This is a genomic window from Roseburia sp. 1XD42-34, assembly GCF_009917385.1.
Classification (GTDB): Bacteria; Bacillota; Bacilli; order Bacillales; family Amphibacillaceae; genus Virgibacillus.
This window is the reverse complement of sequence record NZ_QWLJ01000009.1, coordinates 45,283-59,885: the sequence shown is the minus strand read 5'-3', so window position 1 is coordinate 59,885 and position 14,603 is coordinate 45,283. Positions and strand designations below refer to the sequence as shown.

The 14,603-nt window shown below is 37.4% G+C and carries 12 protein-coding genes; 3 read left to right on the top strand and 9 right to left on the bottom strand.

Annotation, left to right across the window (positions count from 1 at the left end; genetic code table 11):
• Positions 1-14: 14 nt before the first annotated feature.
• The 6 genes from D1839_RS07030 to D1839_RS07005 all read right to left on the bottom strand — a co-directional run bounded on the left by D1839_RS07030 (position 15) and on the right by D1839_RS07005 (position 7,673).
• Complete coding sequence (locus tag D1839_RS07030; RefSeq protein WP_120379200.1) at positions 15-287, bottom strand: PTS sugar transporter subunit IIB; 273 nt, start codon at positions 285-287, stop codon at positions 15-17.
• Positions 287-2,359, bottom strand: coding sequence for a BglG family transcription antiterminator (locus D1839_RS07025; RefSeq protein WP_120379199.1), 2,073 nt, complete (start codon positions 2,357-2,359; stop codon positions 287-289). Before D1839_RS07025 ends, D1839_RS07030 begins: the two co-directional genes overlap by 1 nt.
• Positions 2,360-2,763: 404 nt before the next feature.
• Positions 2,764-4,326, bottom strand: a complete 1,563-nt coding sequence (locus D1839_RS07020; protein ID WP_120379198.1) for a BCCT family transporter — start codon at positions 4,324-4,326, stop codon at positions 2,764-2,766.
• 281 nt (positions 4,327-4,607) lie between these two features.
• Positions 4,608-5,840, bottom strand: a complete 1,233-nt coding sequence (locus D1839_RS07015) for a peptidase U32 family protein (RefSeq protein WP_120379197.1) — start codon at positions 5,838-5,840, stop codon at positions 4,608-4,610.
• Positions 5,841-5,978: 138 nt separating this feature from the next.
• Positions 5,979-6,893: a peptidase U32 family protein gene (locus tag D1839_RS07010; protein ID WP_120379196.1), complete on the bottom strand. Its 915-nt coding sequence runs from the start codon at positions 6,891-6,893 to the stop codon at positions 5,979-5,981.
• 426 nt (positions 6,894-7,319) lie between these two features.
• Complete coding sequence (locus D1839_RS07005; protein ID WP_120379195.1) at positions 7,320-7,673, bottom strand: STAS/SEC14 domain-containing protein; 354 nt, start codon at positions 7,671-7,673, stop codon at positions 7,320-7,322.
• Positions 7,674-7,897: 224 nt separating this feature from the next.
• On the opposite strand from D1839_RS07005, the gene D1839_RS20310 reads away from it, so the two are divergent.
• The 3 genes from D1839_RS20310 to D1839_RS06995 all read left to right on the top strand — a co-directional run bounded on the left by D1839_RS20310 (position 7,898) and on the right by D1839_RS06995 (position 10,490).
• Positions 7,898-8,248: an EamA family transporter gene (locus tag D1839_RS20310; RefSeq protein WP_199690002.1), complete on the top strand. Its 351-nt coding sequence runs from the start codon at positions 7,898-7,900 to the stop codon at positions 8,246-8,248.
• A gap of 3 nt (positions 8,249-8,251) precedes the next feature.
• A complete protein-coding gene (locus D1839_RS21085; RefSeq protein WP_199690001.1) occupies positions 8,252-8,677 on the top strand; it encodes a DMT family transporter in 426 nt (141 codons plus the stop codon).
• A gap of 601 nt (positions 8,678-9,278) precedes the next feature.
• The gene (locus D1839_RS06995) at positions 9,279-10,490 is read left to right on the top strand and encodes an MFS transporter (RefSeq protein WP_120379194.1); all 1,212 of its coding nucleotides are present in this window, start codon (positions 9,279-9,281) and stop codon (positions 10,488-10,490) included.
• Positions 10,491-10,654: 164 nt separating this feature from the next.
• On the opposite strand, the gene D1839_RS06990 is transcribed toward D1839_RS06995, so the two are convergent.
• The 3 genes from D1839_RS06990 to nhaC form a co-directional block, all read right to left on the bottom strand.
• On the bottom strand, positions 10,655-12,139 hold the full coding sequence (locus tag D1839_RS06990; protein ID WP_120379193.1) for an aldehyde dehydrogenase family protein: 1,485 nt from the start codon (positions 12,137-12,139) through the stop codon (positions 10,655-10,657).
• A 27-nt stretch (positions 12,140-12,166) separates the two neighbouring features.
• Entirely contained in the window at positions 12,167-13,063 is an 897-nt protein-coding gene (gene dapA / locus D1839_RS06985) for a 4-hydroxy-tetrahydrodipicolinate synthase (RefSeq protein ID WP_120379192.1), read from the bottom strand.
• Positions 13,064-13,165: 102 nt separating this feature from the next.
• The gene (nhaC, locus tag D1839_RS06980; protein WP_199690000.1) at positions 13,166-14,593 is read right to left on the bottom strand and encodes a Na+/H+ antiporter NhaC; all 1,428 of its coding nucleotides are present in this window, start codon (positions 14,591-14,593) and stop codon (positions 13,166-13,168) included.
• Positions 14,594-14,603 lie beyond the last annotated feature (10 nt).

Below are 14,603 nucleotides of genomic sequence, written 5' to 3'. Positions count from 1 at the left end.
TAAAAGGAGAAATGTCATTCATTCATTACTTTCATTAATTCTGTTCTAAGCAATTCTTTATCCATCATATTATCAATTCTTACAACCTTTGCTTTCGAATTACGCAAAATATCAGCGAAATCAGATGTGGTTATCACAATATCGTATTCATCAGCGCTTACTGAACTAATATCTGATGCTTCCACAGTTGCTTGTATTCCTTCCTCAGATAAAACTTGCTGCGCATATACTCGTAACATCATACTACTTCCTACACCTGCTCCACAAACTGTAACAATTTTAATCATTATTTTTCCTCCATCTGGAAAACATCCATTATTTCTTTAGGTGTTTCAGCCTTTACAATTGCCGTTAACTTCTCTTCTTGATTTAAAACACTTACTAACTCAGATAAAGCTGTTAAATGAGTTTCATGATCAATTGCACAAAAGCCAATCACGATTTTCACTGGATCATTGGTTCTATGACCAAAAACAATTGGCTCTTTCAAAGTAACAATACTAAAACCAATATTCTTTGCTCCATATTCTGGTCTTGCATGTGGCATAGCTATTCCAGGCGCAATTACTATATATGTGCCGTTTTCACGAACATTATTAATCATTGCCTCAATATAATCTCGTTCAATTAAATTATTTTTCAAGAGCAGCTCACCGCTTAGTTTTACAGCACTATCTCTGTCTTGTACTTCTGATTGTGTTTTAATTAGATTTTCATTTAACACTTCAATTAACACAGGATTTTCCCTCCTCTCTAAACTTGGCATTTTCGCTGCATCATGTTGAAAGTAATGCTGCAGCTTATTTTGAAGAGCCAGAGAATTATGAATGGTACAATAAGGCTCAATAATTTGCAGTATATCCAACACAAGCAACTCTTGCCCCTCAAACTTTTCTAATAGCAAAGCTAGCTTTTGAATATCTGTTTTAGACAATACAGGGTTCACCTTAACTATTTTGGTTCCTTGCAGTTCTATTGGAACTGTGGTTACGACTAAATCAATCAATTCTTCTTGAATAATTTCAGAAGCCTGTCTAGCTGGAAATGCCCCTATTACACGAATATGAAACAAATTTTTCAGCTGTGTAGCTACCATTTGAGATGTACTCATCCCTGTATCACAAACAATAATAACAACAGGTTTTCTGCGAATTTTCTTCTTTTGCCTTTCTATAGCTGCAGTAACGTACATAGTTATAAAGGAAACTTCATCTTCATTAAACTTCACACCTTGCTGCGTCTCGATAATAGGAATCGCTTGCATTACTTGATGATGTACATATTGAAAATTCTCTTTTATAGCATTTAATACAGGATTTTCAATAGGTGTCCCATTTCTCAATCGATAAATTGCCGGTCGCAAATGCCCCATCAATCCATTAAATAGCTGTGCATCCTCCATTAGCGACATGTGAAATACAGTTTCAAGCTTTTCAATAAAAGTACGAGTGACCATTTGTAAAGGTAGCCATTGGTCATTAATAGTTCCGTATTGATGTCCCCCCTGGAGACTACTACTCACGAGTTGTGAAGCAAAATACATAACTTCATTTTCTGGGAATGTAATTTCAAAAACCCGATCAATTTCTTTTTTCACTATACAGGCTACCTGATACTCACGAGTTTCTAAAATCCGCGTAGAAATCGCTTCCTTATTAAGCACGCGTTGCTGTTTTACTCGAGTAATAGCCAAACCAAGATGAAGAATAACTCTAAAGTACGAATGATCAGAAATGGTGATCTGAAGCTCATTTTCCGCCATTCTAATCATATTTGAAAGATAGTCAATCTCTTGAAGTGACAAAAATTCATTTAATATAGAATGTTCCGCTTTTGTAATATGGATACGCTTTCGATTTTCTCGATAAACAGCTAGAAGTGCTTTTCTAATCGCTAATTCTGTGCCTTCTATTTTTAAACCTTTATAGGGATAGGACACCAGGGATAATTCTTGTTCTTGTAACCAAAGCCTCCATTGTTTCATATCGTTGATTACCGTGTTTCTTGATACTTTTAAAAAGTTGGAAATTTGATCAATAGTTACATACCCATGGTGTGTTAATAAATAATGTAAGGCATTTCCCCTTCGTTCTTCAGGTGTATAAAATCCTAACTCTTCTTTATCTAGCAAAAGCTTAAGTTTTTTTTGTTCCAGTTTATGAAGTTGTAATTTTATACCATTTCCTTTTTGACGTAGTAAAGAGGGAAGATCGTGTTTATCTAAAAATTCATCTATTTCTATTAAGTCATTATAAATCGTACGTTGACTCACAGAAAAATGTTGAGTAAGTTCATTAACCGTAAAAAAATGGTCATTTTCGATAAATAATAAAACAAGATCACGCGCGCGATTGTTCATCTATCTCCACCTCATTTTTATTATATAAAGTCCATTTATAAAGCACCAAGACCAAATCATTGCAGCTTAAATTGCAATGTTTGATTTTTTATTTGCAAACACAACTTGCAATTTACGAATTAAAAGTCTCTTTAACAATTCATAATCTTTATAGATAGTTAAAAAAACAATTGTAAAATAGTAAATTATCTTTAGAAAGTATGTACAGATTATTTTTATCTTTATTGTAAACGTTATGCCTTATATGTATAAAAAGGATATGAATACTGAAATGGAGGATAACGATAAGGAAGTAAATAAAAAGAGGCATAATAATACTCTAAACTAAAGAATATTTAACAAAGTCCAAGCACCTCTAGTGCCGTTGCTAAAGGTGCTTGATTTAGAAGAAATATGAGAATGTTTTATTCTTTTTCACGAACATTTGTCTTCCAGGCTTTATCTTCATCAATCATCTTTATTACAGCGTATATCGTAAAAAATTGAATGATAATAATCGGTATACCCATCATCCCAGATACAACTTCAAGAGGTGGCAAACCGCCTATTCGCATTAAAATTAAAGCGAGCACAGTAATAACAGTAGCAACAATAATCCGTAAATATTTAGACGGCTCTACTTTGCTCATATTTTCCGTACTCGTATAAGAAGCAATCGTGTAAGTAGTAGAATCAAGCGTAGTAGTTAGAAAAATCATCGCGATCACAATAAACAGAATGATCACGACGGTTGAAAATGGCAATGAAGATAATATATCTGGAATAGCTTGCATGGCATCGCTATTCGCTACTGTATCCAATACTGGTACATCTCCAGACAGATAACTGTTCACGCCTAATCCCCCAAGTACACCAGTTGCCACCCAAGAGATAAAAGTTGGTGCCATTAAATACGTTAATATCATTTCCTTTATTGTGCGGCCGTAAGATATTTTTGCTGCAAAAACACTGTGCAGCATAGCCCATGTTGCATTATAAGCAAACCAAAATATCGTCTGTCTCTCCATATGAGAGGAACCATCAATGCTTAAAGCATTTGTATGAAACGATATATCTACATAATTGGATATTAAAAAGCCCATACTGTCCGTGAAGTAATTGAGGATAAAAACTCCTGGTCCTATCAGCATAATGATTAATGCAAATGCACCTGCAAGGTACATATTTAATGTGCTTAACCGTTTAATCCCTCTTTCAATCCCTAAATAGGCGCTAATCGAAAATAAAGCCACCCATACAATCGTAACGATTAAAGTTAAGGTGAAATTGATTTCTATGTTTAACAGTTCTGCTAAATTATAAGTAACAATTGGTGCACCCAACCCAAGAGTCACAGCAGCTCCTGCTAAAATACTAATAAGAAAAATAACATCTAACATTTTCCCGCCAAATCCATCCGTAAACCGATCTCCAAAAATGACACGGCATGCCTCTGATATTCGCATCACGGGGCTTCTACGGACATGCAGGATATATCCCATCGCTGGAGCTGCCATTACAAAAATCGCAAATGTTTGAAAGCTCCACAAAAACATGCTATAAGAATTCCCCCAAAGAATGGCCTCTGTAGATTGAGGATCCACACCAAATGGAGGATTCACAGCTACGTTCGCCCACTCGGTCATTCCAGTACGCATAATTGTTGACCCCAATCCCATGGCAACCAAGATGGAAGCATATTCAAATAATGTGAATCGCGGCTTTTCAGCAGGGTTACCTAAAACAACTTTACCGTACTTTGAAAAAGATAGGTAAATTGCCGCTCCTATTAATATAATTGCGTACCAAAGATACCCCCAGCTGAACACACCGATTAATTTATTAAACATGGTATTCAGTATTTCTAGTGATTCATCTTCATACATGGATAAAGGGACGCTAATGGCAACGATTATTAAAAGAGACGGTACAAAAATCGAATAATCAATTAACCTTTTCTGTCGCCCAACTTTTCTCTTTGTACCCACATAAACAACCTCCAAGCATTTTGAAATTCACTTTTGTGTAATACCACTTGGAAGATGTTTATAAACGTCAGCGGTTATTTTTTCAGCCGCAAGCCTTAAGAAATGTATCAGCTCCAGACTAACGTAGCAAAATGTAAAGTATGAACGCCCGAGCTAGTGTCAGATTTAATTAACCATACGATGACATCGCATCGTTGTTGGGCGATGAATCCGGACGTGGCTAGTCGGTCATTTCGTTATCTACAAGCCCCCATTTTATTTTTCCTATACAATAAATAAAACTACCTTGCCTTTCTCATCATATCAAGTGGCTTTACAGGTGCCTCCATTTGTATGCGCACTTTCATCATCGGATGAGCTGCTCGTTCAATAGGCTTGCCCTCTTCGTTCCACATCTGTGTGATTTTTTGATACACATGTGTAAAGCCAGGACCGTAAAACTCTACTTCATCCCCTATGGCAAAACTGTTACGCTGTTGTACCGTAGCTATTTGGGAAGAATCGTTGTAATCTAATACTTGACCGATAAATTTATACACCGGGATCTTCCTCCGTTTTCCAAATAATTGCTGTTGTTCTTTCGGTGTTCCATAATAAAAACCGGTCGACAGTTCACGTTGTGCCACTTTCCACAATTCATCTTCCCAACTCTGTTGAAACGTAAAATTGGCAAGATCTTTACAATATGCATTAACTGCTTCGCTGTAAACATTCGCCACAGTGGAAACATAATGAATCGACTTCATCCGACCTTCTATTTTCAGACTATCTACCCCATTTTCTATAAAATCAGGAATATGATGGATCATAGACATGTCTACAGCACTCATCGAGAAAGGTTCATCTGTTTCATTAACCGCAAAGGACTGACGCATGCCATTATGATCCATTTCAAACAAATCGTACTTCCACCGGCAAGATTGTGAACAACCACCGCGATTTGCGTCTCGAGCCGACATATGATTTGATAACGTACAACGACCAGAATAAGAGATACACATTGCACCATGAATAAATGCCTCAATTTCCACATCTGTATGATTTCTTATTTCTTTAATTTCATCCATACTTACTTCTCTCGCCAACACAACACGTTCCAGTCCTTCTTCTTTCCAAAAGTTTAAAGTTTCGTAATTCGTAGCCGAAGACTGTGTTGACAAATGAATAGGAAGACCTGGAGCTTCCATCAGACAAATTTCAATCAATGCAGGATCAGAGACGATAACTGCATGCACCCCAATATCTCTTATCGTCCGAAAGAAATCCCCCGCACCTTGCAAATCTCCTTCATGGGCAACCATATTTGCAGCTACATAAACATGGGCTCCATGCTCTTTTGCAAATGTCACACCTTCTTGCATTTCCTCATACGTAAAATTACCAGCTCGACTTCGTAATCCGTATGCATTCCCTCCTATATAAACAGCATCTGCACCGTAATGAATTGCTGTTTTAAGCTTCTCTAATGTACCAGCGGGTGCTAAAACTTCTGGTTTCTGCTTCCATTTTTTCATGATTCACAAACCTTTCTTCACATTTCATTTCTGTTACGTTTTATACAGTTCAAAAAAGCGTTGAAGTTACCTCTTCTCTACGTTTACAAGTCGACGACTAATTCCATACGCCATTTTACTAGACATAGATCTCCTATATCATTGAACATCATTAGGATTTTTTAAAAAGAACCCTTCTCCTAAAGTTCGTTCACTAGGGTGGTGCTCTTGAACTTTTTCATTTAATTTTTCTTTTAACTCTTCAGACCAATCTTTATCCAATAGTGCCTGTTTCGCCTGCACAAATTGCTTTACAACCTCTACAAATGCTTGTCCACGTGTATAGATTCCATCTAATTTCCATTTTGAAATACCTGCATTCACTAACTTTTCCAAATGCGGTAACAAATTAATATCATTTGTATCAAAAATATGCGTTCCATTTAGATCTTCATAAATCGAATAATGTGTTTTTGGCTTTTTCGGTTCGGATATAAATAAATGCTCTTGATTTTTGCTTTTCTCATTTGTATAGCTGAAATAATTGGTTACTAGCGGGCGCTTTGAATGGTGAATACAAGTGGCTCCGTACACGAGTACTTCCACAGGTACATCAGCATGCTGTGAAATAGAAATTAATTCTTCATACGTTAACTCCCTTGCTAATACCGCTCCTTTAGCTCCTCGCTTCGCCCAAAAATTAACCTGCTTTGCACTTGTAACCAATGTGTGTGGATCATACACGTATGGTATTGGAACTTCGTATTTGTTTAACAAATGTATAACCCCGGGATCACCAATCGTAACGTAATCAACTCCAGCTTCTTGCAGGAAATCCAAATATCGAGGTATTAATTTTATCCTGTCATTATGAATAATGGCGTTCATAGCAACACAGACATTTTTATGTTCTGCATGTGCGATGTGGCATATTTCTTTTATTTCTTCCGGGGAGAAATTTGCAGGTAAACGAAGACCAAAAGTAGCTTCTCCAATATAAAGTGTATCAACATCTGCATCTATTAGTAATCTTGCTTGGTTTATTGATTCTGCTGTAGCTATAAGTTCAATCATTCACAACCATCCTCAATTTATATTTATATAAAGCGACACTTATGCAAGAAGAGAATTTCTCCTTGAGATAACAGCTAACATCCGATCTTGTACTTACAAGTCTAGCCTAATTGGATTAGTTTCAAAACGAAGGAGTTTATGCCACCCCAAAATCATTTATCAAGACAAGGAAAGACAAACCGCAATGATCGGTAACATCCATAGATGTGAGATACTTATATTTGTTCGTGTCTATCTTCCATTTGATATCATACCATAAAAAAACAAAAGGAAGAGCTCATCCACAAACATGTAAAAAATCCGTCAATTACTCAAACATAGACACCCTAGCTGTTGCAACTAAAATAGGAAAAGATCCTATCCTGCCTTAGGCAAAATAGGATCTAAATAATCGTTATGAGAATGACCTGCTTCTTACTATAAAGATCATGTTCCTAGCCAGCGTCGTGCTTGAGATTTATCTTCAGGGGCAAAATGCTCGAGCTCCGTTTCAGGTAGGAGCCCTTCGAGTTTCACCCCCATTTCAGCCCATTTCTTGTCACTAACAATAGCCATTTTATGGATATCTTTTAAATGCTGTGTCATTTTCAAATCTTCTAGGACGCCTTTTAAAGTCATCCCTTTCATATTTTCAATGGATAAAAGAATATTCACTTTACTATGCTCCTGTTTTTTCATCATGAAGAATTCCTCGAAATGATGCAAATCCTCCTTTTCTGCTTTCCCTTGTATTTCAATTTCAAGAGCATTGTCAAATGGTGCTGGGGTTATTTTAATCATGTTTTTTCAGCTCCTTTTACTAGCGGTTTATTTGTTTTTTCCCAGCATCATTCTGTTTCAAACATCTTTTCCTTACATAGATTTTTCTTAGATCTAGTGTTTTGATACAAACCCGATTATAATAGATTGGAAACAACAACAATGGTGGATCATTACCATGCAAAATTCAAGCAGAATTACTGGATTATTTTTAGTTATTATTGGCGCAACGTGCTGGGGGATCGGTGGAACTATTTCACAATACTCATACAATTTTTTCTAAAGATCGAACACAAATAATATCGGTATGGAAAAATAAACAAGTCGCCATTTCTTTACTTATCTTTGGCTTATTCGGAATGTTAGCTTTCCAGTATACATATATGGTCTCCATTCATTACGGCAATGCAACTGTGGCAACACTACTGCAGTATTTGGCACCAGTTATGATTATTATCTACCTCCTGATTAGAAAACAAACCACCCTAACAAAGCAAGATATCCTAACTGTCGCCCTTGCTTTAATAGGTTGTTATTTCTTGCATACAAATGGTAACTTGTCCGAGCTATCTGTACCCGTCCCTGCTATGGTGTGAGGTGTGTTATCAGGGGTTGCCTTAGCCTTCTATACGTTATACGCAGTTCCACTGTTAAAGCAATACGAATCACTTGTTGTTGTAGGATGGGCTATGGTCATTGGCGGAGTTTTTAAGTTTTATTCATCCACCATGGAAGATTCATGTTCTTCTTTAGACTTAGAAGCATATGTCTATATCATTTTTGTCATCCTATTTGGAACCATACTTGCCTTTTGGTTTTATATGAAGAGTTTACAAAGTCTTTCCCCGAAGAAAACGAGTTTATTAGGTAGTCTAGAACCACTGGCAGCTGTTTTAACGACAGTTTATTGGCTAAAGGAACCTTTTGGACTACTTCAATGGGTGGGGTACAGCTTCCATGATTGGTATGATTTTCATTCTTGCGCTAGGAAAAGTTGGGAACAAAGGCGCAAGCGCCCCGTTTAGCAACGAAAGCGAATGGAACGAAGCAACTAAAGTTTTAGGAATCTCGGTGAGGTAACGAGCCGATGATGCCTTATCGTAGGGCACATTTCTAAAGTCGCATCGTTGCTGGGCTCATGCGCCGGAAGTAGCTATTCGGTTATTTTGGTATCCCCAAGCACCCCATTTTATGCTTCCTTATCTTACAAGAAAAAGTAACTTTAGCTACAAGCTTTATCAATATAATGTAGAAAAGCCAAATAACTTATAAAAAATGATATTTAATTCGTTGGGGTAATAAACTTGTAATAAAGTGAATCTTCTCATGAGTAGGAATTTCCATTCATATCCCAAGGCTTGTTAATACCGTATTGGTATGACTAAAGGTCGCTTACGAAATAGGGCATTAGGTCCTATTATCTCCCACTTCGACTTATTGAAGTACAGATTATCCAACTCCTAAAGCGGAGAGTCTTACAGCATCTAATAAAACAAACTAATAGCTAAGTGGCGTAAAAAAAACGAAGTGCTTTACCAAGATAAAAGAATCCTTTTTTTACATAAGCCTGTTATTTATTTATCGAAGCAAGCTTCATAAAACATTAAAAATTAGGGTGAATACAAAATGAATAGTTGGAAAAATCCGATATTATTATTGTTCTCCATTGGCATTTCAAGCATCGGGGATTTCATTTACTTAGTTGCCATTAATATTATTGTATATCAGTTGACAGGCTCTGCAGCAGCTGTTGCAGGACTTTGGATTATTGGGCCATTAGTGAACATAATTACGAAGTTTTGGACAGGAAGCTTCATTGATTATCGGAGCAAGAGAAAAGTGATGATCGTAACTTACATCATTCGCGCTGTGTTTATCTGCTTTATCCCATTGGCACCAAACATGGTTATAATTTACGCTATTCTCGTTGTTCTAAGTATTGCAAATGCTTTTTTTCATCCATCATCAACGACTTATGTTACTATCCTTGTTCCGAAAGAAAAAAGAAAACGATTCAACTCTTTTCGCTCATTTGCAAGCTCTGGTGCATTCATTATTGGTCCGGCTATCGGAGGATCACTTATTTTATTAACTTCTGTTGAGATAACATTATGGATCAACGCGGTATTTTTCTTAATCGCAACGTCTTTACTATTCGTTTTGCCAGAAAAAGAGAACATTAATAAAGATACGATCCCAGCATTGACCATATCTCAAGTTATCCATGACTTTACAGTCGTCCAGAAATTTATAGCAACCCATAAATATGTATCCTTTATTTATCTTGGTTTTATTATAATCATGATTTTCTCCTATGCTATGGACACTCAAGAAGTAGTTTTTACCCAGCAAGTAATAGGCCTTTCTGAATTTGAATACAGTATGTTAATTAGTATAACTGGAATTGGTTCCGTTGCTGGTGCAATTTTATTATCCATCTTTGCAAACAAAATCTCATTAAGATACATGATTGTGTTTGGCCTGATTATGATGACCGTCGGTTATGTCATTTATGCATTCTCCTGGTCCTTCACATCCATTGTGGTTGGTTTTACCATCTTAGGATTCTTTATGGTATTCTTAAATGCAGGAATAATGACTTTCTATCAAAATAATATCCCTGTTGAAGTCATGGGAAGAGTGACAAGTATTTACCAATTAATCCAAAGCGCTAACCAAGTATTGTTCATTTTTATCATTGGCGTTACAGCAGATATAATTTCGCTACGACTTACAATTGCTACACTCGCTATAATCATGTTAATTACATCTTTTATTTATTCCATTGCCGTGTTGAAGCAAAATAAAAAGTCCTATTACCAAGAAAACGATATCTAAATTGGAAAATTTATCTAAAACGAAGTATGCTATGTCCTAATCCAATAAAGAATTAGCAGGATTCAAGCCAGATGAATGCACCACACATGTTTGTAGCATCAAAATGGGTGGTGCGTTAATCATCCATCTTTTTCTTAAGTTACATATGAATATCCGCTTCTCAATTATTGTAAATTCACCCAAATGCTTTTGACTTCAGTATAGTTGTCAAGAGCGTAATTTCCCATCTCTCTCCCAATCCCTGACTGTTTATATCCACCAAATGCCGCAGCTGGGTTTTCCTGATTACAATCATTAATCCAAACCGTTCCTGCTTTTAATCTTCTGGCTACTTGATGTCCAGTTCGAATATTTTCGGTCCATACCGCAGCAGCTAATCCATAATGACTATCGTTCGCTCTTCTAATTGCTTCCTCTGTCGTATCAAATTGGAAGACAGCAACAACTGGTCCGAATATCTCTTCTCTTGCGATCCGCATATCATCTTCTACGTCTGCAAATACCGTCGGCTTAACAAAATATCCCTTATTCCCAACGCTTTCACCACCAGCTACTAATTTAGCTCCTTCTTCTTTGCCAATTTCAATATAGTGAAGCACACGCTCAAATTGTTCTTTTGAAACAAGCGGTCCCATATCCGTATCGGCTTCCAGTCCGTTACCGAGTTTTGTTGCGTTTGCACGCTCGACTAACGCTTCAACAACACGATCGTAATGCTTGCGGTGTACATAGACTCGAGATGTAGCACTGCAGTTTTGTCCTTGATTGTACATAATTCCTTCAAAAGCACCTACCATTGCTTTTTCAACATCTGCATCTTCTAAAATTAAATTTGGTGATTTTCCACCTAATTCGAGTGTCACATCTCTAACATGTTCTGCAGCCTTACACATAATGGATTTTCCAACACTCGTAGACCCTGTGAAAGCCAACTTATCTATCCCAGAATGCGTTACAATTGCCTCCCCCGCAATTTCACCGTACCCAGGGACAATATTCACAACTCCCTTTGGAAAACCAGCTTCCTCTAATAATTGAGCAGCATACAATATAGAAAGCGGCGTCTGTTCTGCAGGTTTCAACACAGTGGTACATCCAGTTGCCAAAGCGGATCCAAGTTTCCACGAAGCCATCGATAGTGGGAAATTCCAAGGAATTATTTGCCCAACCACACCAACAGGTTCATGAACTGTGTAATTTAAATAATCTGGAGAAATGGGAACTGTCTGCCCTAATACCTTTGTCGCCCACCCAGCGTAATAACGAAAATGTTCTACAGTACCAGCAATGTCATCCTCTAGCGCAACGTGGTAAGGCTTGCCGTTATCAAGTGTTTCCAATTGTGCTAATTCTTCTTTATGTGCTTCCAGTAAATCAGCAAATTTATAAATCAAATGCGAACGCTCGGCAGCTGATAATCGCGGCCATTCTCCACTCTCAAACGCTTTTTTCGCTGCGTTTACAGCCAGATCAACATCCTCTCCTTGTGCTTCACTAACTTCTACTAAAACTTCTTCCGTAGCAGGGTTATATACTGGAAATGTTCTCCCATTTTTAGCAGGTACATATTCCCCATTAATATATAATCCAACCGCTTGTTCCAAAAAAGCTTTTACATTCGATTTTAAATTCATTTGCGATGTGACCATACTATAATTCTCCTCCATTTGTATTTTTTATATTGTTACATACTGCTCAAGCTGCAATAAAATCTGCTTTAATGTTGCTTCTTCTTGCTGATTTAATGGTAACCTTGGTTTTCTTGATGGTCCTCCCGCAAGCCCTTGCAAATCCATCGCCCGTTTGACAATCTGTACATATTTTCCCGAACCTTCCAAAAAATTACACAACGGGAGGATTTGATCATAATAATCCCATGCTTTATCCAATTCCCCTTGCTGTACGCTATGAAATAATTGGGTAGCTAATTTTGGAACAATATTGCCCGCAACAGAAATCCACCCTGTAGCTCCAACTAGAAGAGACTCTAACACCAGATCATCGGCTCCGCAGAACGTTTGAATATCGCCTTTACCCTGTCTTGTAATATCGCGTACTTTTCGAATTTCCCCGCTCGATTCTTTAATATGAGTTATATTATCGACATCCCGAGCCACCTGTAAGATGGTTTCTGTTCCAATGTCAACACCTGATGTAAACGGATTATTATAAATCATAATTGGTAAGGTCACAGCATTCGCCACTGCCTTAAAATGCTCATAAATTTCCGCATCTTTTGGATGAGCATAATACGAATTAATTAGTAACGCCGCATCTGCTCCTATCTCTTCAGCATATTGGGTATACATAATCGCATCTTTTGTTGTTTCTGCAGCTGTTCCAACAATTAAAGGCACTCTTCCACCTACCTGCTCTACTGCTGCTTCCATCAATTGCAATTTTTCCTGCTTCTCCAAGCTAACAAATTCTCCCGTACTTCCATTGACAACTAATCCTGCTACATCTTGGTTAATAAAATGTTCAATATTGGATCTTAAGCCGTCAACATTCACCTCCTCCTGTTCAAACATTGGTGTAACGAGAACAGGAAATGCCCCTTCTAGTTGTTTCATGTTCCTTCCTCCCCTATTTATTTTTATGATTATTTGTTCGCTTTCATAAGAACGTAGTAATCATTCTGAGACCGTTGTTTTCTCAGCCCTCTTTAACTTGCATTATAAGTTTCCAGCTTGCTCTGCACCCAACTGATTTGCTTTTGGTTCCCCATGCGCTTTGGTATACCAAATAAATGTATTGGTAAATCCATAAATAATCGTAATCAAGATGACTAAAAAGTTAAACCATAGAAATGGTAAATAAGCCAGCGTTGTCACTCCAAGTGTTGTTGCCATGAATACTCCACCATCTGACCATGGAACCATTGGTGTCGTCATCGTGCCCCCTGCTTCTGTATTCCTTGATAGCACACGACGATCAATATGTAAACGATCATAATTCTCTTCGGTAATTTTACTTGCAGTAATGATCGAAACATAAGCAGCACCACCAAAAAAGTTTCCAAAAAATCCAGCTAATAAAGTTGTTACGGTCGTTTTTCCAGCACTATTAGCCCAACGTAACATCGTTAAGCAAATCGCTTGCAAGATTCCCACCTTTTCCATTAAACCCCCAACACCAAGTGCAAATATGATTAAGACGATGACATCCAGCATAAATACAATGCCACCACGATTTAACAAGTTATCAATAAATTCTACGCCAGAAGTAATTTCACTACCTTGGTATAGAATCTTAAAGGCTTCTAACAAAGCGATATTCTGAAACAAATAAGCCCATATTGTGCCAAGTAAAGCACCAAATAATATAACTGGAATAGCTGGCATTTTCATCGCCAATAATCCAATAACAAGGATCGCCGGAATTAACATATACCAGCTAATAGTAAAGTGCTCATTTAGTGCTGCCATCGTAGCATTCGCTTGCGATAAGTCTCCAGAACTATCGAGAAAAAAGTAACCAGTAAGTAAAAATAGAATGCCTGTAAGTAAGAATGCTGGGCCACTTACAGTAAGCATGGATTTAATATGCTCCATAAGGTTCACCTTTGACAAAGAAGCTGACATGACAGTCGTATCGGATAAAGGTGAAATTTTATCCCCTACATAGCATCCTGAAATAACCGCCCCTGCCACTAATGCTACAGGTAAATCAAAACTAGCACCAATGCCCATCATCGCAATCCCTGCTGTACCTGCTGAACCAAACGAGGTACCTGTTGCTATCGATGTGATCGCACAAATGATGAACGCTGCGACTAAAAAAATACTTGGCTGGATGATGGTAAGGCCATAGTAAATGATACTCGGAACAATTCCTCCTGCAATCCATGTTCCAATAAGTGCACCAACTGAAATGAGAATAAGCACTGCTTCAGAACCGTCATACACCCCTTTAAGTAAACCAGCTTGCATCTCTTTATACGAATAACCAATTTTCCAACCTACAAGCATGATGACGAACCACGTTGTTAACAAACCTAGCTGGATTGGAATCGAAAACTGTACGACAAATAAAAACATAATCAAAACAAACGAAATAAGCACAAACAAAACTTCCGCCAATGTAGGCAAACGTCTATTCATTTCCATCCTT